The sequence below is a fragment of the Stenotrophomonas sp. 28608_Sma genome, from assembly GCF_056486185.1.
In genome coordinates this window covers 1,461,295-1,482,326 of sequence record NZ_CM151308.1, presented here as the reverse complement: position 1 = coordinate 1,482,326, position 21,032 = coordinate 1,461,295, and the positions used below count along the sequence as shown (strand labels likewise).

The window sequence follows — 21,032 nt, the reverse complement described above, 5'->3', positions numbered from 1 at the left end:
GAAAACAGAGGGCCAGAATCTCACAACAGGCGCTCGGACACGACCCGGAACGGCACCCGTGGCAGCCGGAAGGCCAGCCCTTCCTGCAGCGCCAAGTCCATCGCCTGCAGCCGCGGACACTGCTGCTCACCGATCAGGCGCAGGGGCTGCAGGCTGTCGATCTCCACCGGCAGCGCGATGCGGGTGCTGGCCCAGCGGCCGTCGCAGGTACGGGCGATGGCCTCGTCCTGGCAGGTGAGGAAACGCAGCAGGGCCTGGTGGCCGTCCAAGGCCGCCGACCACGCCGCCGCATCCTCCCAGCCTGCAGCGGCCTGCCACTGCAGGTGCAACCTCGGCGCACTGCCCTCCCCGCCTTCGATCAGGGTGTGCCCATCGCCATCGGTGCGCACCACATGCTCGAAGCGTGTGGACAGATGCGGCTGCATGGCATCGCTGAAAACGCGCGCGCCGGCGACGAAGGCCAGCTGGTCCATCACGTTGCGGTCGAACAGCACCACCGGCGTCCCGTCCGGATCGTCGTCACGACGCAGGTACCAGCGCCAGTTGCTCTGCCGTGGTGACGGCATCATGGAACGCAGCGGCCCAGCCAGCGCGGGCCCGAAGTGGCCGTGACGGTAGCTGAGGATGGTGTAAGGCGTGCGTCCGGCATGGACCACGTAGTGATGGCCCGGCGGTGGCATTGGTGCGTGACGCACGTCGACCCACCAGCTCACGTAGACCACATCGCGCACGTCACTGACCAGCGCCGGCATCGGCCAGCGCCGCGACAGTGCACGGCGCAGCCGGTTCCAGCGCGGGGCGTGCAGCAGGCGCGGCAGCATCCGCCCGACCAGGGTGTCGAACGGATGCCGGTAGATCGCGGACTGCGCCAGATCCTCCGGCGCAGTCACCTTCAGTCGGCCAGGCCGCGCAACAGGTCGTTGACGCTGGTCTTGCTGCGGGTCTTGGCATCAACCTGCTTGACGATCACCGCGCAGTACAGCGAATGGGTACCGTCCTTGCTCGGCAGCGAGCCGGACACCACCACGCTGTACGGCGGGATGTAACCGTAGGTGATTTCGCCGGTGGCACGGTTGTAGATGCGGGTGCTCTGGCTGAGGAACACGCCCATGCCGATCACGCTGTGGTGGCCGACCACCACGCCTTCCACCACTTCCGAACGCGCACCGATGAAGCAGTGGTCCTCGATGATGGTCGGGCTGGCCTGCAGCGGCTCCAGCACGCCGCCGATGCCGGCGCCGCCGGACAGGTGGCAGTGCTGGCCGATCTGCGCGCAGGAACCGACGGTGGCCCAGGTGTCGACCATGGTGCCTTCGCCGACGTAGGCGCCGATGTTGGTGAAGCTCGGCATCAGCACCACGTCCTTGCCGAAGTAGGTGCCGCGGCGGGCGATCGCGCCCGGCACCACGCGCACGCCGCCACGGCGGAACTTCGCCTCGTCATAGCCGGCGAAGCGCGATTCGACCTTGTCCCAGAACGGCGCCGGACGGGCATCGACCACCGCCATGTCGTTGACGCGGAAGTACAACAGCACGGCCTTCTTCAGCCACTCGTTGACCTTCCAGCCACCCTGGCCGTCCGGCTCGGCAACACGGAACTCACCGCTCTCCAGGCCGTCAATCACGCGGTTGACCAGCGGCTTGGTCGAGCCTTCCAGCTCGTGCAGGGTCAAGGTAGCGCGGCGCTCGAAGGCACTCTCGATGCCGAACTTCAGCTCTTCCACGCCCGGGGCTGAAGGCTTGCGCAGCGACTTGCGGGCGATGGTTTCGGCGCGGACCGCTTCGGCACTCTTGGCCGGCGCCGGCTTCTTCACAGCACGCTTCACCGCAGCCGCTTTCTTCGCCGGGGCCGTCACCGCAGCGGCCTTCTTCGGCGCTGGGGTCTTCTTCGCGGCCGGTGCGGCAGCAGCAGGTTTCCGGGCCGCTGCGCTCTTGGGGGTCGCGGCGGTCTTCTTGGCGGGCTTGGTGGCCATCAGGCGGGGTCTCCGGCGTTTCGATCAGGGTCCAGGCAGGCCAGCATCGCGTCATGCAACTGCTGCCGGGCAGGTTCAGTCAGGGGGAGGTCGTGTTCGTCACTGATCACGAAGGTGTCTTCGGCGCGTTCGCCGAACGTGGCAATGCGCGCATCATGCACGCGCAGGCCCTGATTGCGCAGCACGAACGCCACATCGGCCAGCAGGCCGGGGCGGTCGGGGGCGACCAGGGCGAAACGGGTTGCGCCCGGCTCATCGCGGAATTCGATGCGCGGGGCGAAGCGGAAGTGCCGCAGCTGCCGTGGCACCACCCGGCGTGACGGCCGCAGGCGCGACAGGTCACCGCCGAGTGCCTCGCGCAGCGCCGCTTCCAGGTTGGCACTGCTGCCATCGGCGAAGGTATCGGCCGGGTTCACTTCGAAGGTATCGAAGATGGTATCGGCCGGACCGTCCAGCACGCGTGCGCGGTGGATGCCGTAGCCCTTGCGGTCCAGCGTCATCACGATCGCGGCGAACAGGCCGTCGCGGTCCGGCGAATGCACGAAGACTTCCAGCGCGGGATCGTCGACACTGATCCGGCGTACCTTTACCAGCGCTTGGCCCTGCTTCACCGGCACCAGCGCGGCAGCCTGCCAGGCCAGCTGCTCCGGGCGCAGGCGGATGAAGCCTTCGTCGGGCATCACCGCGAACTGGCGATCGATGGTGGCATCGTCGTAACCCCGCTCGCGCACCAGCGCGCGCACGCTGTCACGCGCTTCGGCCACGCGCTCGGCCGCCGGCACCGGGTGTTCCAGCCCCTCGCGCAGCGCGCGCCGGGTGGCGAAGTACAGGTCGGCCAGCAGGCGGTCCTTCCATGCATTCCACAGCTTGGGGCTGGTGCCGGCGATGTCGGCGCAGGTCAGCAGGTACAGGTAGTCCAGGCGGTCGCGGCTGCCGACCAGGGTGGCAAAGCGATGGATCACCTCCGGATCGGCGATGTCCTGCTTCTGCGCGGTCACCGACATGCGCAGGTGCTGTTCGACCAGCCACGCCACCAGTTCGGTGTCGGACGTGCTCAGCGCATGCGCCTGGCAGAACGCGCGCGCGTCCACCGCGCCCAGCTCCGAATGGTCGCCGCCACGGCCCTTGGCGATGTCATGGAACAGGCCGGCCAGCAGCAGCAGCTCCGGCTTGCGCAGGCGCGGCCACACTTCGTGCGCGATCGAGAAGCGCTCGTCGGCACGACTGCTGGCGAACAGGCCGATGTTGCGCAGGACCATCAGCGTGTGCTGATCGACGGTGTAGACATGGAACAGGTCGAACTGCATGCGCCCGCTGACCTGGGCGAACGCGGGAATCCACTGGCCAAGCACGCCCAGCCGCGCCATGCGCGAGAGCGTATCGACCGGGCGCTGGCCGCGCAGCAGCGCCAGGAACTGCTCGCGTGCATCGGCATCAGCCTGGTCGTAGGCCGGCAGCAGCGGCAGCGCTTCGGCCAGCGCACGCGCGGTCAGCGAATGCAGGCCGCGCACCTGCGGATTGTTGGCCCAGCTGGCGAACAGCGCGAACACCTGGCCGATGTCGCCGCGCGGCCAGTCGGCTTCGTTGGCCGCCAGGTAACCACGGCGCAGGGAAAAACCCACGGTCAACGGCTCCGGCTGCGCCTCGCCGTCGAACTGCTCCTCGAAGCGCTGCAACAGGCGGTCGCTGATCCGGCGCACCACCAGTGCAGCACGGTAGAACCCCTGCATCATCTTCTCGACACCGAGATTCTCGGCATCGTCTTCAAAGCCCAGGCGTGCCGCCAGGGTCTTCTGGTAATCAAAACGCAGGCGCTCTTCCGGGCGACGCGCGACCAGATGCAGGCCAAAGCGCAGCCGCGCCAGCACCGCACGTTCGCGCTTCAGTGCTGCCGCTTCGTCTGCGCCCAGATGGCCGAGCCCGACCAGCGCCTCCAGGTCACGCACGCCGAACGCACGCAGTGCCATCCAGCCAAGCGTGTTGAGATCGCGCAGGCCACCGGGGCCATCCTTCAGATCCGGCTCCAGGTTGTCGGCGGTGTCGCCGAAGCGCTGGTGTCGGTTGCGCAGCTCTTCCAGCTTGGCCAGGAAGAAGGTGCGCGCCGGCCACAGTTCACGATCGTCGACGGCCTCGCGCAGCGCGCGGCGCGCCACATCATCGGCCAGGATCGGGCGCGCCTCGATCAGCGCGGTCAGCACGGTCTGGTCCGCTGCCGCCTCGCGGCACTGCGATGCAGAACGCACCGCATGGCTGACGGCCAACCCACAGTCCCACAGCAGTGCGAACAGGCGCGCCAGCGCCGCCTCATGGGCCAGCTGTGCCGGCGGATCGCCGAACACCAGCAGGTCGATGTCCGAACGCGGAAACAGTTCACCGCGGCCATAGCCGCCGACCGCGAACAGCGACAGCCCGCTGTCGGCCGGCAGGCAGCGCTGCCAGGCCAGGCGGATCAGATGGTCGGCAGCGCGCGCGCGCAGTGCCAGCAGGCGCTCGATGTTGTCGCCCTGGTCGAAGCGGCGGTACAGGCGCGCGTCGGCCTGCTGCAGCGCCTGGCGCGCGGCAGCAGCCCAGTCCAGGTCGTTGAGCGACGCGGCCGGCGTGTCCAGCAGCGAACTCGCCGGCAGCATCGTCAGGAGACCTGCGACTCGCCCGGCGACAGGGTCAGCACGTCCACGCCGGTCTCGGTGACCGCGATCATGTGCTCCCACTGTGCCGACAGCTTGCGATCCTTGGTCACCACGGTCCAGCCATCCGGCAGCACCTTGTTGTAGCGGGTGCCCTCGTTGATCATCGGCTCGATGGTGAAGGTCATGCCCGGCTGCAGCACCAGGCCCTGGCCCGGGCGGCCGTAATGCACCACCTGCGGTTCATCATGGTAGACCTTGCCGATGCCGTGGCCGCAGTACTCGCGCACCACGCTGAAACGCTCGCCTTCGGCATAGCTCTGGATGGCATGGCCAATGTCGCCCAGGGTCGCGCCCGGACGCACCGCGCGGATGCCGCGCCACATGGCTTCGTAGGTGGTTTCCACCAGGCGGCGGGCCATCACCGACGGGGTGCCGACGAAGTACATGCGGCTGGTGTCGCCGTGCCAGCCATCCTTGATGACGGTGACGTCGATGTTGATGATGTCGCCATCCTTGAGCACCTTCCCTTCGCTGGGGATGCCATGGCAGATGACGTTGTTGACCGAGGTACACACGGTCTTCGGGAAGCCGCGGTAGCCGACGTTGGCCGGAACGGCGCCCTGCACGTTCACGATGTGGTCGTGGCAGATGCGGTCCAGTTCCTCGGTGGTGGCACCGGGCTTGACGTGGGGGGTGACGATGTCGAGCACTTCGCTGGCCATGCGGCCGGCGATTCGCATCATCTCGATTTCCTTCGGGGTTTTCAGATTCACGCTCATGGCCCCCATTATCGCCGATCCGGCCGCAATCTGAACGAACGCCACCCAACTGGCGATCCGGGCCATGCACGGTTCCGGCAAGGAAAGTGAAAGCGTGATCGTCGCCCCCCTTTCGCCTCCCTGTTTATCACGGAATACAGACACTTACGCCACCTAAGCTGGGGTCACCGTCGCCGAAGCGGTGCCGAACGTGCCGCCTTCGCCTTGTTCAACGGACCTTCGGGTCAGGGAGGTTGTCCATGCGATCCGCGCTTCGTTCCCCGCTTGCCTGGGCCCTGGCCGGGGTCCTCCTGTCCGGCCCGGCCCTGGCCGCAGACACCACCACCTTCAATGTCACCCTGGTGGTGACCAAGGCCTGCACGATCACGGCTGCTGCCGCCACCAACGTTGACTTCGGCACGGCGGCCTCGACCACCGCGACCCCCACCCTGGGCCAGGGCACGGTGACCGCCCAGTGCTCGGCACTGACCCCGTACACGATTTCACTGAATGCGGGTGCCAATGCCAGCACCGCGAATGACGTCACCACTCGCCGGATGAAGAACACCAACGCCGCGGTGACCGCCAACAACTACGTCGGCTACCAGCTCTACCAGGACGCCGCGCACACCCTGGTCTGGGGTGCCACCTCCGGCACCAACACCCAGGCTGGCATCGGCACCGGCCTGGCCGTGCCCTACATCGTCTACGGCCAGATCCTGAACCTGAGCACCAACAACCCGGCGACCGGCAACTACCTGGATACGGTTACCGCCACGATCACCTATTGATGGAGCACGCCCGCATGGCCGGACCCCGCCCGTGGCGCGCCACCGGCGTGGCGCTGCTCGTCCTGAGCCTGGTATTCGCCGCCCCGGTCGAAGCCACCAGCCTGCAGGTCGCCCCGACCAGCCTGCAGCTGGAAGCGCGCCAGCGTGCCGGCGAGCTTTGGCTGACCAACAGTGGCACCTCGCCGGTGAAGCTGCAGGTTCGGGTGTTCCGCTGGGTGCAGCAGGACGGCCAGGAGCAACTGTTGCCCACCGATGAACTGGTGGTCACCCCGCCGATGCAGGAACTGGCTGCCGGGCAGCAGCAGCTGGTCCGGGTGATGCGTCCGGACAGGACGCCACCGCCGGCACAGCAGTACTACAGGCTGATTGTCGACGAGGTGCCCGACCTGGCCACCCGCGCCGACGGCATGCAGTTCGTGCTGCGCTATTCGATACCGGTGTTCGTGCAGCCCGCCGCCGGCAAGCTTGCGCCGCAGCTGCAGGCCCGCCTGGTGCAGTTGCCCGATGGCCGCAACGGCGTCGAGGTGGCCAACGCCGGCAACAGCTATGCGCAGATCGCCGATCTTGCGCTGGGCAGCCCCACGCGCCCACGCATCGTGCATCCCGGACTGCTGGGTTACGTGCTGCCCGGGCAGGTGATGCGCTGGCCGATCGAGCGCACGGCGATCGACCGCGACAACGACCAGATCACGGCCAAGCTCAATGGCGAGTCGGAACAGACGCCGCTGTCGCCCCCATCGGCTCGCTGAGGCGTTGATGGGCGCGCTGCTTGCTGCCCTGGCTCCTGCGGCGACCCAAGCCGCCGATGTGTCCGGTGCAGCGGCTACCGCCACCGCCGATGTATCAGGCATCTCCGCCGATGCGATGCTGCCACCGCCCACACCGTTGACCGCCAACCAGACGCTGTACCTGGACGTTTCGCTCAACAGCACCCCACGCGGACTGCTGCCTTTCATCGAGAACCGTGGCCGCCTGCAGGCCAGCCCCGACGTACTGCGCCAGCTCGGCTTCAACGCCCACGGCGATGCACCGGTGTACCTGGACCAGATCAGCGGCGCGGTGGTGCGCTATGACGCACGCCTGCAGACCCTGGCGCTGGACGTGCCACTGGACCAGCTGACCCTGCCAACCACCGTGCTCAGCCGCCCGCAGACACGCGCGCCCGCAGGCAGTGCCTCACCCGGACTGCTGCTCAACTACGACGTGTATGGCAGCCGGGTGGATACGCTGGGCAACCTCAGCCTGAGCTCCGAACTGCGCCTGTTCGGCGTCGGCAACGGCACCTTCGAAAACACCGCGGTCAGCAGGCGCTACCAGCAGCCTGGCGACCGTCGCTGGCGTGGTGAGAGCGTGCGCCTGGATACGCGCTGGAGCCTGGATTTCCCCGACCAGGCGATGACGCTGGAGGTCGGCGATTTCTACAGCGGCTTCGTCGACTGGACCCGTCCGGTGCGCCTGGGTGGCCTGCAGATCGGTCGCAACTACGGCCTGCAGCCCTATCGCGTGCTGACCCCCACGCCCAGTTTCCTCGGCCAGGCGGTGGTGCCGTCCACGGTCGAGCTGTACGTCGATGGCCTGCGCCAGTACAGCGGCCAGGTCCCGGTCGGCCCGTTCCAGCTGGCCGCACAGCCGGGGATCAGCGGCACCGGCAGCGCACAGGTGGTGGTCACCGACGCATTCGGCCGCATGCAGACACTGGATTTCAGTTTCTATGGCACCCAGCAACTGCTGGCCAAGGGCCTGTCGGACTGGTCGGTCGGTGTTGGCCAACTGCGCGAGGACTTCGGCCAGCGCTCCTTCGCCTACGACGACCGCACCGTGGCCAGTGCCAGCTGGCGCGGTGGCATCAGTGACACGTTCACCGGCGAGGCTCATGCCGAAGGCGGAGGTGGCCTGGCCCAGGCCGGCATCGGCGGCTGGTGGCTGCTGGGTGGCGCGGGCGTGTTCAACGCCGCCTATGCGCACAGCAACTACCAGGGCCTGCAGGGTGGCCAGTGGGCGCTGGGTTACAGCTGGAACAACCGCCGACTCAACGTCAATCTGCGCACCGTGCGCAGCCATGGTGATTACCGCGACCTGGGCGCACTGCAGGGCAACCTGCCACCCAGCATCAGCGAACAGGCCACGGTCGGCGCGGATCTGCTGCGGCTGGGCACGCTCAGCGCCAGCTACCTGCGCCTGCGCTACCCCGATGGCGAAGACAACCGCTACGCCAGCCTGTTCTGGTCGCGGACCTGGAGCCAGCGCTGGTCAGCCTACCTCTCGGTGAACCAGAACCTGGACCAGAGTGATGACCGCAGCATCTATCTGTCGGTAACCGCCAGCCTGGGCAACAACCGCCAGGCCAGCCTGTCCAGCCAGCGCAATGGCGACAGCCAGACCTGGGTGGCCGACGTCACCCAGCCGGTGCCCGGCGATGGCAGTGCAGGCGGCATCGGTTGGCGCGCGCAGGTGCGCCACGGCGAGGACGGCAGTGGCGGCCTGGCCGAAGTCGGCATCCTCAATGACGTCGGCCGCTACTCCTTCGGGGCCTCGCGCCAGGGCGGGCTCAACTATGCCTACGGCAGCGCCAGTGGCAGCCTGGTCTGGATGGGCGGGCACGCGTTTGCCACCCGCGAGGTCTCCGATGCATTCGCGGTGATCAGCACCAATGGTGTCGGTGGCGTGCCGGTGCGGCTGGAGAACCGCCTGATCGGCGTCACCGATGATCGTGGCCTGTTGCTGGTCAGCCCGCTGCTGTCCTGGCAGCGCAACCGGGTCTCGATCGACACCCTGGACCTGCCCGAGGACATGCGTGCCGACCGCATCGAGGACTGGGTGACGCCGCGCCAGCGCGCTGGGACCCACGTGACATTCCAGTTGCGCTCGCGGCCCTCTCTGAGCCTGACGCTTCAGAGCATGGACGGGCAGCCGCTGGAAGTGGGCAGCGAAGTGCAGTTGCCCGGCGGACGCCAGGCCACGGTGGGCTATGACGGCCTGCTGTATCTGGAAGACGTCGCTGCCGGCAGCGTGCTGTACATCACCACCAGCCGCGGCCAGTGCCGGGTGAAGGTACCCGAGCAGCCCAAGGTAGTGGCGTCCGGCGCCCGGCCGAAGCCGGCACCGCTGCCGTGCATCCCGGAGGTGGCGCCATGAGAGTGCTGCTGCTCGGCATGCTGCTGTTCGCCGGCCTGCTCGCGGCACTACCGGCCCAGGCGACAGCGGTCTGCACGGCAACCGCGAACCCGACCCTGCCGTTCGGCAACATCAACAGCAACGCTCCCGGCCCTACGGCGGCGACGCTGAACATCACGGTGACCTGCACCACCGCCGCACTGAGCCTGCTGGCCACCACCGGCGTCCGCGTCTGCGTGGGTGTCGGCGCAGGCAGTGGCGGCGGCAGCAGCTCCACCTTCCGCACGATGTCCACTTCCACCAGCGACACCATGAATTTCCAGCTCTACAACAACGCCAGCTACGGCCAGGTCACCGGCCTGGTGCCACGCGGCACGCCGCCGGCGCAGGAACTGACCATGAGCTACAACGTGCCGCTGCTGACCGGCGGCAGCGGTGCGCAGTCCGTGCAGCTGTTCGCGCAGATCCCCGCCAACCAGATCCTCGCTTCGGGTGCTTACAGCAGCACCTTCAGTGGCGCCAACGTGGTGCTCACCTGGGCCTGGAACGAAGTCCTGCTCGGCAACGCCACCGTGCCGGCCGCCTGCAACGGCGGCGCAACCGGCACCAACAGCGCCAGTGCGGCCTTCAGCTTCACTGCCACTGCCAACGTGCTGCCGCAATGCGGCAGCTACGTCACCACCAACATGGACTTCGGCAACGTCACCGGCAGCATTTCCGCCAACATCGACCGGACCGCCACGCTCACGCTGACCTGCCTGAAGAACACCGCCTACCAGATCAGCCTCAACAACGGCCAGAACAACCCCGCCGCCTCCACCACCCGGCGCATGGCCACCACCATTGGCAGCGGCACCTACTACCTCCCCTATGAGCTGTACCGCGACGCCGCGCGCAGCCTGCGCTGGGGCAATACCCTCAATGTAGATACCGTTGGCGGCACCGGAAGTGGCAGCGCGCAGCAGCTGACCATCCATGGCCGGGTGCCGCCGGTCACCGGCCAGCCCCCGGCCGGTACCTACAACGATCTGGTGCAGGTGACGATCACTTACTGACCTGTGTGCCGACCAACGGTCGGCATCCACCGGGATGGATTGGAATGGTCGGCATCCACCGGGGTGGGTTCCGGTAGATCCACGCCGTGCGTGGATGCGCGCATCACTCCTGCGCCAGGACCAGTCGACTGGCAGTCGACCCTACAGATTCGGCCGATCCGGCCGATACCGCGCAACGGGTCCTACAGTACGGTGGATGGCAGGTGGTTCGCGCACTTCTGATCGGGGCGATGCTGGTCGCCAGTATGCCCGCGTGGGCCGATCCCGGCAGCACCTCCCTGCAGATCCGGCTGACTGTGGTCGAGGGCTGCAGCAGTGATGCCGGCAACACCCGATGCGCGGCACCGCACCGGCGCAGCGACGCGCCCGAGCTTCCGCAACAGATCCGCGACCTCGCGCCGCCGGCCGACAGCGACGACGCGGCGCCTGCCGTGACCCTCATCTACTGATGCGCATCCTGCTGAGCCTGCTGGCACTGCTGCTGGCACTGCCCGCTGCGGCGCTGGACCTGGTGCCCACCACCCTGCAGCTGCCCGCCGAAGGGGGGCACGGCGAGCTGTGGCTGTACAACCCCGGGCCCGGCCGCTGGCAGGGCGAGGTTCGGATCCTGGCCTGGGAACAGCAGGTCGATGCGGAAAAGCTGCGGCCCAGCGACCAGATCCTGGCCAGCCCCGCCCGGCTCGACCTCCCGCCCGGCACCCGTCAACGCATCTGGCTGCTGCCTCGGGAGACGTCGCCCGTTGCCGTCGAGCAGGCCTACCGGGTGATCCTGAGCCCCAGCGGACCGGACCTGCCACGCTACTCGCTCCCCTTGTTCCGGGGGCATGCGGCGCCCCTGGCGCGGCCGGACCTGCATGCCGGGATCGAGCCCGGCACGTCGCAGCCTCTTCTGCGACTGCGCAACGCAGGTTCAGTTCACGCCCGCCTGCACGATCTTGCGTTCGTCGCCGGCGATGGACGCCGCACCCTGCTGCTGCCGGGACTGGCCGGCTACCTGCTGGCGGGCCGGGAACGCCGCTGGGCCCTCCCCGTCCATGCCGACGGCTATGCCGGTGGCCATTTCCAGGCCCGGCTGCAGGACGGCCGCGTGGTCGATCTCACCGCGCCGGACCCGGCAATTGCAGCGAGCGCTCCCAGCGGGCTATAATCGACCGGATTCCTGCCGCCTGCGTGCGCGGGAGACCGTCCACACCGGACGTCACCGGTGAATCCACACCTGCTGCCCCCATCCGTGCCGGGGTGCTCCGCAAGGAGTTCGGCCACGGAGGCAACAGGGAAGCCCAACCCCGGAACCATCCGCGCTTCCACGCGTCCCGCATACCTATCCCGCGGGCGGAAACGCCGGTTCCATATCAGGAGTATTGCAATGCCCCAGGTCACCATGCGTCAGATGCTGGAAGCCGGCGTCCACTTCGGCCACCAGACCCGCTACTGGAACCCGAAGATGGCTCCGTACATCTTCGGCGCCCGCGGCAAGATCCACATCATCAACCTGGAAAAGACCGTCCCGCTGTTCAACGATGCGATGAACTTCATCTCGTCGGTTGCCCAGAAGCGCGGCACCGTCCTGTTCCTGGGCACCAAGCGCAGCGCCCGCGAAACCATCAAGGAAGAAGCCGAGCGTTGCGGCATGCCGTTCATGAACCAGCGTTGGCTGGGCGGCACCCTGACCAACTTCCGTACCGTCAAGCAGTCGGTTGCCCGCCTGAAGGAACTGGAAGCCGGTGAAACCGACGGCACCTTCGAGAAGCTGGTCAAGCACGAAGTGCTGGGCCTGCGTCGCGAGCGCGACAAGCTGGAAGCCTCGCTGGGCGGCATCAAGGACATGAACCGTCTGCCGGACGCCATCTTCGTGATCGACATCGGCCACGAAGACATCGCGATCAAGGAAGCCAAGAAGCTGGGCATCCCGGTCATCGCCGTGGTCGACACCAACTACAACCCGGAACTGGTGGACTACGCCATCCCGGGCAACGACGACGCCATCCGCGCTGTGCAGCTGTACGCCCGCGCCGCTGCCGACGCCGTGCTGGAAGGCAAGGCTGCTGCGCCGCACGCTGCTTCGGTGCGTGAGGAAGAGTTCGCCGAAGCTGCTGCCGAAGGCGAAGAGAAGCCGGCCCGCCGCGCTCCGGCCAAGAAGGCTGCCAAGAAGGGCGACGACGCCCAGGCCTGATCCAGGCCCCGGGGTGGACGCCCGGCGTCCACCCTCCCTGCGCGCAGCCTTTGGCGCGTGACAGGACCGTGTCACACGGGCCGGCCACCATGCCGGCCCAACCCCTTTCTTTCGTGAGGTAATCCCGTGGAAATCACTGCTTCCCTGGTCAAGGAACTGCGCGAGCGCACCGGCGCCGGCATGATGGAATGCAAGAAGGCTCTCACCGAAGCCAACGGCGACATCAACGCTGCTGCTGAAGCCATGCGCAAGTCCGGCGCTGCCAAGGCCGACAAGAAGGCTGACCGCGTGGCCGCCGAAGGCCGTCTGGGCTTGGCCCAGGATGGCGGCAAGGCCGTGCTGGTCGAAGTCAACTCGGAAACCGACTTCGTCGCCAACGATGACAACTTCAAGTCCTTCGTCAATGCCGTCGCCGCTGCCGCCCTGGCATCGGGCGCCAACGACGTCGAAGCCGTGAAGGCTGCCAAGCTGGCCGATGGCCGCACCGTTGAAGAAGCCCGCGCCACCGCCGTGCAGACCCTGGGTGAAAACATCCAGATCCGTCGCATGGTGAAGGTTGATGGCAACAACACCATCGGCGCCTACGTCCACACCAACGGCAAGGTTGGCGTGCTGGTCGACCTGGTCGGCGGCGACGTCGAGCTGGCCCGTGGCCTGGCCATGCACGTGGCAGCCCTGAAGCCGCCGCACAACAAGGCTGCGGACGTCCCGGCCGAGTTCGTCGAGAAGGAAAAGGAAATCGAGCTGGCCAAGATGTCCGAAAAGGACAAGGCCAAGCCGGCCGAGATCCTGGAAAAGATCATCAGCGGCAAGATCAACAAGATCGTCAGCGACGTGACCCTGTACGGCCAGACCTACGTGCTGGGCGACACCACCGTCGAGCAGGTGGTCAAGGCCGCTGGCGCCGACGTGGCGGGCTTCAAGCTGCTGATCGTCGGCGAAGGCATCGAGAAGGTGGTGGAAGACTACGCCGCTGAAGTTGCCAAGGCGATGCAGGTCTGATTCCAGCCTTCCGGCTGTGAAGCGACCAGAAGGAGCCGCGGGAAACCGCGGCTCCTTTTTTACGTATGGGCCAAGGGATGAACCCATGCCCCATCGGTGGGTGCGCACCGATGGTGCGCACAACCGGCACCTTTGCGTTGCGCGCGAATCAAGCCGATACTCGGCGCAGGGAATCCACAGTCACATAGCAGGAACGAAAATCGCGGACTGTGATGCATTCCTAGGTATTCTTGTCCCAATGGAATTGAACGACCCGACATGCCTCCCGAGCTGACAGCTGCCCTGGCGCTCTGCCGCAACCTGCCCTCGCCACCCGGTATTGCCCTGCGCATCATCGAGCTGGCCCAGGACCCGGAAGCGGACATCGCCACCGCCGCCGACATCATCGCCATCGACATGGCGCTGAGCGCTCGCATGCTGCGCATCGCCAATTCGCCGCTGTACGCCAGCCGCCGCCGCATCGAGAACCTCGGCCAGGCGCTGACCATGCTCGGCCTGAATGCCACGATCAGCCTCGCCCTCGGCTTCACCGTCACCCAGGGCCTGACCGGTGGCGGCGGTGCCGACCACGACCTGCGCCAGCGCGCGTGGAAGCGCAGCATTCTCAGCGCCCTGGCCGCCAGCCAGCTGGGCCAGGCGCGCGGCCTGCGCCGGCTGGAGGAACTGATGCTGGCCGGGCTGCTGCAGGACCTGGGCGTGCTGTGCCTGGCCCAGGCCGAATCGGAGCGCTACCTGCCACTGCTGCGCGAAGCCCGTGACAATACCGATCTGGTCGCACGCGAGCGCGAGGAACTGGGCTGCAGCCACGCCGATGTCGGCGCTTGGGTGGCCGAACAGTGGGGCCTGCCGCGCTACCTGGTGGAGAGCATCAGCCACAGCGAGGACGACGACGCTGCCGATTCGCCGTTCCAGGCCTGCGTACAGCTGTCCGGCGCTGTCGCCGACATCTGGCTGGACGAAGACGCCGATGCCGCCCGCGAACGCGCCCTGCACCAGGTGCATGACCGGCTGGAGCTCGACAGCGCCCGTTTCGATCAGGTGCTGACCCGTATCAGCGATGCCCTTCCGGATATCGCCAGCCTGTTCGAGGCCGGCCTGAACTCGCCCTCGCGGGTCCGGGAGCTGATCGACCACGCGCAGGAACTGGCCACCCTGCGCAACCTGCGCGAGCTGCAGGATGCCGATCAGGCACGCCGCCGCGCCGACGAATTCGAGGCGCGGGCCAAGCGCCTGGCCGACCAGGCCCACCGCGACGCCCTGACCGGCGTGCTCAACCGCCGCCAGCTGGAGGCGGTGCTGGAACAGGAGTTCCTGCGCGCCGGGCGCCAGGGCTGGCCGCTGTCGGTGGCCTTCATCGACCTGGACGACTTCAAGAAAATCAATGATGCCCACGGCCACCTGACCGGCGACGAGGTGCTGCGCGCCTTTGCCGGCAAGCTGCAGGGCCAGCTGCGCAACAGCGACACCGTGGCCCGCTTCGGTGGCGAGGAATTCGTCGCGCTGCTGCCCAACACCAGTGAATCGGTGGCGCTGGACGTGATCCGGCGTGTGCTGGCCAACATCGTCGCCACGCCGATGGCCGAGCTGGAGGGAGGCCCGCTGTTCGTCACCTTCTCCGCCGGCGTGGCCACCCAGGGCGGCTACGAACGCTTTGCCGACGTGCAGGACCTGCTGCGCGCAGCCGACGATGTGCTGTACCGCTCGAAGAACCTGGGCCGCAACCGGGTGATCGCCCGCTCCCCCGGCGCCCTCGGCCACGACGAGCTTTCAGCCACCGCCGGCGCCGAGCTGGGCTGAACGGGACGCCCCGCGTGAGCGGGGCGGACGGCAGGATTTCGCGCCGCAGTGCACAAAACACTTTGGCCCAACGCCGCATGCGCGTAGAATCGCCCGCGATTTCCACGCACCCGAGGTCCCTATGTCCAAGCTCGCCTATCGCCGCATCCTTCTGAAACTGTCCGGGGAGGCGCTGATGGGAGATGAGGACTACGGCATCGACCCGAAGATCATCAATCGCCTGGCCCGTGAGGTCATCGAAGCCCAGCAGGCCGGTGCCGAAGTGGCGCTGGTGATCGGCGGCGGCAACATCTTCCGCGGCGCCGGCCTGGCCGCCGGCGGCATGGACCGGGTCACCGGCGACCAGATGGGCATGCTGGCCACGGTCATCAACGCCCTGGCCATGCAGGACGCCCTGGAAAAGCTGGGCGCCAAGGCCCGCGTGATGAGCGCGATCAAGATCAACGACGTGTGCGAGGACTACATCCGCCGCCGCGCCATCCGCCACCTGGAAAAGGGCCGCCTGGTGATTTTCGCCGCCGGCGTCGGCAGCCCGTTCTTCACCACCGACTCCGGCGCCGCGCTGCGTGCGATCGAGATCGGTGCCGACCTGCTGCTGAAGGCCACCAAGGTCGATGGCGTGTACGACAAGGACCCGAACAAGTACAGCGACGCGGTCCGCTTCGACAGCCTGAGCTACGACGAAGTGATCCGCCGCGGCCTGGAAGTGATGGATACCGCCGCCTTCGCGCTGGCCCGCGACAGCGACCTGCCGATGCGCGTATTCGACATGGGCCAGCCCGGTGAGCTGCTGAAGATCCTCAACGGCGAGAACATCGGCACCCTGGTCCAGGGCCGCGATCCGGCCTGAGCCTGAGCGCCAGGCGAGCTGCGGGCCGATTCAGGCCCGGCAGCGTCCCGTATTCGCCTATAATCGCCCGATTCCAGTTACACCCAGGACCGGGCGATGCTCAACGACATCAAGAACAACGCGCAGACGCGCATGGCCAAGAGCATCGACGCTCTGAAGCACACCCTCACCTCGATCCGCACCGGCCGCGCCACCCCGGCCCTGCTGGACCGCGTCACGGTCAGCGCCTATGGCAACGCCAGCACCCCGCTGAACCAGGTCGCATCGATCTCCAACGCCGACGCCCACTCGCTGCTGGTCACGCCGTTCGACAAGAGCATGATCAAGGAGATCGAAAAGGGTCTCTACAACGCCGAGTTCACCCCGAACACCCTGGGCACCGCGATCCGCATCAACATGCCGCCGCCGACCGAAGAGCGCCGCAAGGAGCTGGCCAAGCAGGTGCAGAAGGAAGGCGAAGGCGCCAAGATCGCGATCCGCAACATCCGTCAGGACGCGAACAAGGAAATCGCCAAGCTGGTCAAGGACAAGGCGATCAGCGAAGACGAGAAGAAGCGCGGTGAGGACGACATCCAGAAGTTGACCGACACCAACATCAAGGACGTCGACAAGGTCGTTGCCGACAAGGAAAAAGAACTGCTGTCGGTCTGAAGTCGATGCCTTCAGTCCCGCCTCCGTTGCCGGCCGCCCTGCCCCGCCACATTGCCATCATCATGGATGGCAATGGGCGCTGGGCACAGCAGCGCCGTCGTCCGCGCGTGATCGGCCACCGGGCCGGCGCGCGTGCGGTCAACCGCACCATCGAGCGCTGCCTTGAGCTGGGCATTCCGGCGCTGACCCTGTTCGCGTTTTCCAGCGAGAACTGGGGCCGGCCGCAGGAAGAAGTCGATGCGTTGATGAAGCTGTTCCTCGGCGCGCTCGACCGCGAAGTGGACGAGCTGCATCGGCGTGGCGTGCGCGTGCGCTTCATCGGCGAGCGCGAACGCTTCGGTGCCGGGCTGGTCAGCCGCATGCAGCTGGCCGAGCAGCGCACCGCAGACAACACCACCCTGACCCTGTCGATCGCCGCCAGCTACGGTGGCCGCCAGGACATCGCCCGTGCCGCGCGCGCGCTGGCCGCTGAAGTCGCCGCCGGCCGCCTGCTGCCCGAACAGATCGACGAATCGCTGCTGGGCAGCCAGGTCGCCCTGGCCGACCTGCCGCCACCGGACCTGTTCATCCGCACCGGTGGCGACACCCGCATCAGCAACTTCCTGCTGTGGCAGCTGGCGTACACCGAGCTGTGGTTCACCGAGGCGCTGTGGCCAGACTTCGATCCCGCCCTGCTGCAGCAGGCGCTGGACGCCTACGGCAGCCGTGAGCGTCGTTTCGGCCTGACCAGCGCCCAGATCGCCGCACTGGCCACCGAGACTTCCAGCCCATGACCAAGACCCGAGTCCTTGCCGCGCTGATCATGGCGCCGGTCGCCATTGCCGCGATCCTGCTGCTGCCGACCCAATGGCTGGCAGCGGCGGCCGCTGCGGTTCTGCTGATCGGCCTGTGGGAGTGGCTGAAGCTGGCCGGCATCGAAGACACCCTGGCGCGCACCGTGCTGCTGGTACTGAACCTGCTGCTGATGGTGCTGCTGGTGTGGGCCGATGGCAGCACGCTGGTGCTGTTCCAGATCACCACATTGGCCGGTGTTGCCTGGTGGCTGGCGGCGCTGGTCTGGCTGCGCTTCTTCAATTTCGGCGCGCAACCGTCGGCGCCCTCGCGCATCGTGAAGATGCTGGCCGGTACGCTGGCCATCGTTCCGGCCTGGGCCGCGCTCGTGCTGATCCATGCCGGCGGCGATCCGCCGGGCAAGCAGGGCCACCTGTGGCTGCTGGCTGCGCTGGCACTGGTCTGGGCGGCCGATTCGGGCGCCTATTTCGCCGGCCGTCACTTCGGCAAGCACAAGCTGGCCCCGCGCATCAGCCCCAACAAGACCTGGGAAGGCCTGTTCGGCGGCCTGCTGGCCGGTGTCGCCGTGGCCGTCGGCCTGGGCTGGCTGGCCGGCATCGATACCGCACACCTGCCGGGCCTGCTGATCACTTCGGTGGTGGCCGTATTCGCCTCGGTGCTGGGTGATCTGTTCGAAAGCCTGATCAAGCGCCACGCGGGCGCCAAGGACTCGGGCCACCTGATTCCGGGCCATGGTGGCGTACTCGACCGTGTCGACGGCGTCCTGGCTGCAGTGCCGGTGTTCGCACTCGGCAAGGAAATCTTCGGGTTCTGACCATGAATGCTGTCGCAGACCTGCGCCGGGTCGCCGTATTCGGCGCCACCGGCTCGATCGGTGCCTCCACGCTGGACGTGATCGCCCGCCACCCGCAGCGCTACCAGGCCACCGTGCTGGCCGCCGGTCGTCAGGTGCAGGCGTTGCTGGCACTGTGCCGCCAGCACCGGCCCGCGCACGCGGTGATCGCCGACGAATCGCTGTTCGTTGAGCTGCGCGATGGCCTGCGCGATGCCGGACTGGCCACCGAGGCGCATGCCGGCCATGCCGCGCTGGACCAGCTGGCCGCCAGCGATGCCTGCGACACCGTGGTCGCCGCCATCGTCGGTGCGGCCGGGCTGTCTTCCACCCTGGCCGCCGCCGCCGCGGGCAAGCGCATCCTGCTGGCCAACAAGGAATCGCTGGTGCTGGCCGGTGAGCTGCTGACCCGCACCGCTGAACGCGCCGGCGCCGAGATCATCCCGATCGACAGCGAACACAGCGCGATCTTCCAGTGCCTGCGCTCGCGCGATGCCAGCGTCGATGGTGCCGGCGTACGCCGCATCCTGCTGACCGCCTCCGGCGGCCCGTTCCGTGGCCGCAGCCGCGCCGAACTGGCCCAGGTCACCCCGGCCCAGGCCGTTGCCCACCCGAAGTGGTCGATGGGGCCGAAGATCTCGGTCGATTCGGCGACGTTGATGAACAAGGGCCTGGAAGTGATCGAGGCCCACCACCTGTTCGGCATCCCCGGTGAGCGCATCGAAGTGCTGGTGCACCCACAGAGCCTGGTCCACTCGCTGGTCGAGTTCGTGGACGGCTCAACCCTGGCGCAGATGGGCCTGCCGGACATGCGCACCACACTGGCCGTTGGCCTGGGCTGGCCACAACGCATTGAATCGGGCGTATCCGGACTGGATCTGCTGGCCCAGGGCCGGCTCGATTTCGAGGCCCCGGACACCGACGCCTTCCCCTGCCTGGCCCTGGCCTGGCAGGCGATGCAGGCCGGCGGCACCGCCCCGGCGGTGCTGAACGCTGCCAATGAAGAGGCGGTTTCAGCGTTTCTTCAGGGCCGGATCGGTTTCCTGACCATCCCGGAGCTGGTTGCTAACGCTCTTTCAACACTGCCGACCCAGCCAGCCGATACACTGGGCGTCCTGTTGTCCGCCGACCAGCGGGCACGCCAGCTGACCCTGAACGCCATCGACGCCGCCTGAACGACCGCCTCGCCCAGCATGACGACGCCGCCACTGCCCGCCACTGTGAGCCTGCATGACTGACTTCATCGGATCGGTCTGGTGGATGATTGTCAGCCTCGGGCTGCTGGTCACGTTCCACGAGTTCGGGCATTACTGGGTCGGGCGCCTGTGCGGGGTCAAGATCCTGCGCTTCTCGGTCGGCTTCGGCCGGCCGCTGTGGTCGCGCCGGGACAGGCACGGCACCGAGTTCGCCATCGCCGCCATCCCGCTGGGCGGTTATGTGAAGTTCCTGGACGAGCGCGAGGTCGAAGTGCACCCGCACGAGCGCGGCCAGGCCTTCAACCACAAGACCGTCTGGCAGCGCATCGCCATCGTCGCCGCCGGACCGATCGCCAACCTGCTGCTGTGCATCCTGCTGCTGTGGGCGATGTTCGTGATCGGCAAGCAGGATTATTCGCCGACCATCGGCCGTGTCAGCGGCATCGCCGCCAGCGCCGGCCTGACCAGCGGCGACCGCGTGCTGCGCGTGGACGAGCGCCCGGTGGTCACCCTCGGCGAGGCCAGCATGGCGCTGACCGCCGCCGCGATGGACCGCCGCGACGTGAAGCTGGAAGTGCTGGACCCGGCCGACCAGGTGCGCGTGCGCAGCCTGCCGCTGTCGCAGCTGCCCCCCGGCTTCGATGAACGGCGCGTGCCGATCCTGGCTGGCCTGTACTGGCAGTCGTGGCTGCAACCGGCGCTGGTCGAGTCGCTCACCGCGGACTCCGTGGTGGCCGGGCAGCTGCAGCCGGGCGATCTGATCGTAGCGATCGACGGCCAGCGCATCGACGGCGCCGACCAGGTCATCGGCGAGATCCAGACGCTGGGCCGCGCCGGCGGCCCGGGCATGATCGAGGTCCTGCGGGGCGGCGAGCGCCTGGCGCTGGAAGTCACCCCGCGCCAGGGCAAGGATTCAAAGGGCGAGCCGATCTGGCAGATCGGCGTGCAGTTCCCGACCTCGTTCAGCCCTCCCTACGACACCCTGCTGCGCTATGGCCCGCTCGACGCGGTCACCGTGGCCGTGCGCGAAACCGGCCGCCTGGCGGCCGATTCGCTGGGCATGATGGGCCGCATCGTCACCGGCAAAGCCTCGCTGCAGAACGTTTCCGGGCCCGTCACCATCGCCCGGGTAGCCAACATCTCGGCCAAACGCGGCCTGGACTGGTTCCTGCAGTTCCTTGCCCTGCTGTCACTCAGCCTGTGCATCATCAACCTGTTGCCGATCCCGATCTTGGACGGCGGCCACCTGCTGTATTACCTTATCGAGTTGGTCAAGGGCAGCCCGCTGAGCGAGCGTGCCATCGCCGCCGGCCAGTACATCGGCCTGGCGTTGCTGGCCGGGCTGATGGGGTTGGCGTTCTACAACGACATCCTCGGCCTGGTCCCGCGATGAACTTTTCCACGTTGTTGCCGTCTACAGCG

19 protein-coding genes are annotated in these 21,032 nt (G+C 67.6%); 15 read left to right on the top strand and 4 right to left on the bottom strand.

What is annotated here, in order from left to right; translation table 11 throughout:
* Positions 1-20 precede the first annotated feature (20 nt).
* The 4 genes from ACZLHH_RS06750 to map are packed head-to-tail and all read right to left on the bottom strand — an operon-like array spanning position 21 to position 5,444.
* Positions 21-890 (bottom strand): hypothetical protein, encoded by an 870-nt coding sequence (locus tag ACZLHH_RS06750; RefSeq protein ID WP_180844862.1) that lies wholly within the window; start codon positions 888-890, stop codon positions 21-23.
* A gap of 2 nt (positions 891-892) precedes the next feature.
* Positions 893-1,972: a 2,3,4,5-tetrahydropyridine-2,6-dicarboxylate N-succinyltransferase gene (dapD, locus tag ACZLHH_RS06745; protein ID WP_032127931.1), complete on the bottom strand. Its 1,080-nt coding sequence runs from the start codon at positions 1,970-1,972 to the stop codon at positions 893-895.
* Positions 1,972-4,581 carry a [protein-PII] uridylyltransferase gene (locus tag ACZLHH_RS06740; protein ID WP_459056905.1) on the bottom strand — a complete coding sequence of 870 codons (2,610 nt, stop codon included), beginning with the start codon at positions 4,579-4,581 and terminating at the stop codon, positions 1,972-1,974. Before ACZLHH_RS06740 ends, dapD begins: the two co-directional genes overlap by 1 nt.
* 20 nt (positions 4,582-4,601) lie before the next feature.
* Entirely contained in the window at positions 4,602-5,444 is an 843-nt protein-coding gene (gene map, locus ACZLHH_RS06735; protein ID WP_180844860.1) for a type I methionyl aminopeptidase, read from the bottom strand.
* 173 nt (positions 5,445-5,617) lie between these two features.
* Here map and ACZLHH_RS06730 point away from each other — a divergent pair, with 173 nt between their 5' ends.
* From ACZLHH_RS06730 to rseP, 15 genes are all read left to right on the top strand, one after another.
* On the top strand, positions 5,618-6,148 hold the full coding sequence (locus ACZLHH_RS06730; protein WP_032127934.1) for a Csu type fimbrial protein: 531 nt from the start codon (positions 5,618-5,620) through the stop codon (positions 6,146-6,148).
* Positions 6,148-6,897: a fimbrial biogenesis chaperone gene (locus tag ACZLHH_RS06725; RefSeq protein WP_049399527.1), complete on the top strand. Its 750-nt coding sequence runs from the start codon at positions 6,148-6,150 to the stop codon at positions 6,895-6,897. Before ACZLHH_RS06730 ends, ACZLHH_RS06725 begins: the two co-directional genes overlap by 1 nt.
* 7 nt (positions 6,898-6,904) lie before the next feature.
* Positions 6,905-9,283, top strand: coding sequence for a fimbria/pilus outer membrane usher protein (locus ACZLHH_RS06720; protein WP_180844859.1), 2,379 nt, complete (start codon positions 6,905-6,907; stop codon positions 9,281-9,283).
* Positions 9,280-10,317: a Csu type fimbrial protein gene (locus tag ACZLHH_RS06715; protein ID WP_049421639.1), complete on the top strand. Its 1,038-nt coding sequence runs from the start codon at positions 9,280-9,282 to the stop codon at positions 10,315-10,317. The genes ACZLHH_RS06720 and ACZLHH_RS06715 overlap by 4 nt, the downstream gene beginning before the upstream one ends.
* A gap of 230 nt (positions 10,318-10,547) precedes the next feature.
* Positions 10,548-10,766 (top strand): hypothetical protein, encoded by a 219-nt coding sequence (locus ACZLHH_RS06710; RefSeq protein WP_071228441.1) that lies wholly within the window; start codon positions 10,548-10,550, stop codon positions 10,764-10,766.
* Positions 10,766-11,464 (top strand): fimbrial biogenesis chaperone, encoded by a 699-nt coding sequence (locus tag ACZLHH_RS06705; RefSeq protein ID WP_180844858.1) that lies wholly within the window; start codon positions 10,766-10,768, stop codon positions 11,462-11,464. The genes ACZLHH_RS06710 and ACZLHH_RS06705 overlap by 1 nt, the downstream gene beginning before the upstream one ends.
* 219 nt (positions 11,465-11,683) lie before the next feature.
* Positions 11,684-12,490: a 30S ribosomal protein S2 gene (rpsB, locus tag ACZLHH_RS06700; protein ID WP_005408748.1), complete on the top strand. Its 807-nt coding sequence runs from the start codon at positions 11,684-11,686 to the stop codon at positions 12,488-12,490.
* A 126-nt stretch (positions 12,491-12,616) separates the two neighbouring features.
* On the top strand, positions 12,617-13,492 hold the full coding sequence (tsf, locus tag ACZLHH_RS06695) for a translation elongation factor Ts (protein WP_032127939.1): 876 nt from the start codon (positions 12,617-12,619) through the stop codon (positions 13,490-13,492).
* 258 nt (positions 13,493-13,750) lie between these two features.
* Positions 13,751-15,289 (top strand): GGDEF domain-containing protein, encoded by a 1,539-nt coding sequence (locus ACZLHH_RS06690; protein WP_049399536.1) that lies wholly within the window; start codon positions 13,751-13,753, stop codon positions 15,287-15,289.
* A gap of 121 nt (positions 15,290-15,410) precedes the next feature.
* Positions 15,411-16,139 (top strand): UMP kinase, encoded by a 729-nt coding sequence (pyrH, locus tag ACZLHH_RS06685; RefSeq protein WP_012510513.1) that lies wholly within the window; start codon positions 15,411-15,413, stop codon positions 16,137-16,139.
* A 96-nt stretch (positions 16,140-16,235) separates the two neighbouring features.
* Positions 16,236-16,790 (top strand): ribosome recycling factor, encoded by a 555-nt coding sequence (gene frr / locus ACZLHH_RS06680; protein WP_032127942.1) that lies wholly within the window; start codon positions 16,236-16,238, stop codon positions 16,788-16,790.
* Positions 16,791-16,795: 5 nt separating this feature from the next.
* Entirely contained in the window at positions 16,796-17,563 is a 768-nt protein-coding gene (gene uppS / locus ACZLHH_RS06675) for a polyprenyl diphosphate synthase (protein ID WP_032127943.1), read from the top strand.
* Positions 17,560-18,396: a phosphatidate cytidylyltransferase gene (locus ACZLHH_RS06670; protein ID WP_010486331.1), complete on the top strand. Its 837-nt coding sequence runs from the start codon at positions 17,560-17,562 to the stop codon at positions 18,394-18,396. Before uppS ends, ACZLHH_RS06670 begins: the two co-directional genes overlap by 4 nt.
* A 2-nt stretch (positions 18,397-18,398) precedes the next feature.
* Entirely contained in the window at positions 18,399-19,589 is a 1,191-nt protein-coding gene (locus ACZLHH_RS06665) for a 1-deoxy-D-xylulose-5-phosphate reductoisomerase (protein WP_180844857.1), read from the top strand.
* A gap of 55 nt (positions 19,590-19,644) precedes the next feature.
* Positions 19,645-21,003: an RIP metalloprotease RseP gene (gene rseP / locus ACZLHH_RS06660; protein WP_032127946.1), complete on the top strand. Its 1,359-nt coding sequence runs from the start codon at positions 19,645-19,647 to the stop codon at positions 21,001-21,003.
* Positions 21,004-21,032 lie beyond the last annotated feature (29 nt).

Excerpts from the sequence above, each read along its gene's own strand:
- rseP (WP_032127946.1), top strand. The coding sequence starts at position 19,645 with ATGACTGACTTCATCGGATCGGTCTGGTGGATGATTGTCAGCCTCGGG.
- ACZLHH_RS06670 (WP_010486331.1), top strand. The coding sequence starts at position 17,560 with ATGACCAAGACCCGAGTCCTTGCCGCGCTGATCATGGCGCCGGTCGCC.
- frr (WP_032127942.1), top strand. The coding sequence starts at position 16,236 with ATGCTCAACGACATCAAGAACAACGCGCAGACGCGCATGGCCAAGAGC.
- ACZLHH_RS06715 (WP_049421639.1), top strand. The coding sequence starts at position 9,280 with ATGAGAGTGCTGCTGCTCGGCATGCTGCTGTTCGCCGGCCTGCTCGCG.
- uppS (WP_032127943.1), top strand. The coding sequence starts at position 16,796 with ATGCCTTCAGTCCCGCCTCCGTTGCCGGCCGCCCTGCCCCGCCACATT.
- ACZLHH_RS06710 (WP_071228441.1), top strand. The coding sequence starts at position 10,548 with ATGCTGGTCGCCAGTATGCCCGCGTGGGCCGATCCCGGCAGCACCTCC.
- pyrH (WP_012510513.1), top strand. The coding sequence starts at position 15,411 with ATGTCCAAGCTCGCCTATCGCCGCATCCTTCTGAAACTGTCCGGGGAG.
- ACZLHH_RS06705 (WP_180844858.1), top strand. The coding sequence starts at position 10,766 with ATGCGCATCCTGCTGAGCCTGCTGGCACTGCTGCTGGCACTGCCCGCT.
- rpsB (WP_005408748.1), top strand. The coding sequence starts at position 11,684 with ATGCCCCAGGTCACCATGCGTCAGATGCTGGAAGCCGGCGTCCACTTC.
- ACZLHH_RS06690 (WP_049399536.1), top strand. The coding sequence starts at position 13,751 with ATGCCTCCCGAGCTGACAGCTGCCCTGGCGCTCTGCCGCAACCTGCCC.
- dapD (WP_032127931.1), bottom strand. The coding sequence starts at position 1,972 with ATGGCCACCAAGCCCGCCAAGAAGACCGCCGCGACCCCCAAGAGCGCA.
- ACZLHH_RS06720 (WP_180844859.1), top strand. The coding sequence starts at position 6,905 with ATGGGCGCGCTGCTTGCTGCCCTGGCTCCTGCGGCGACCCAAGCCGCC.
- map (WP_180844860.1), bottom strand. The coding sequence starts at position 5,444 with ATGGCCCGGATCGCCAGTTGGGTGGCGTTCGTTCAGATTGCGGCCGGA.
- ACZLHH_RS06725 (WP_049399527.1), top strand. The coding sequence starts at position 6,148 with ATGGAGCACGCCCGCATGGCCGGACCCCGCCCGTGGCGCGCCACCGGC.
- ACZLHH_RS06665 (WP_180844857.1), top strand. The coding sequence starts at position 18,399 with ATGAATGCTGTCGCAGACCTGCGCCGGGTCGCCGTATTCGGCGCCACC.
- ACZLHH_RS06730 (WP_032127934.1), top strand. The coding sequence starts at position 5,618 with ATGCGATCCGCGCTTCGTTCCCCGCTTGCCTGGGCCCTGGCCGGGGTC.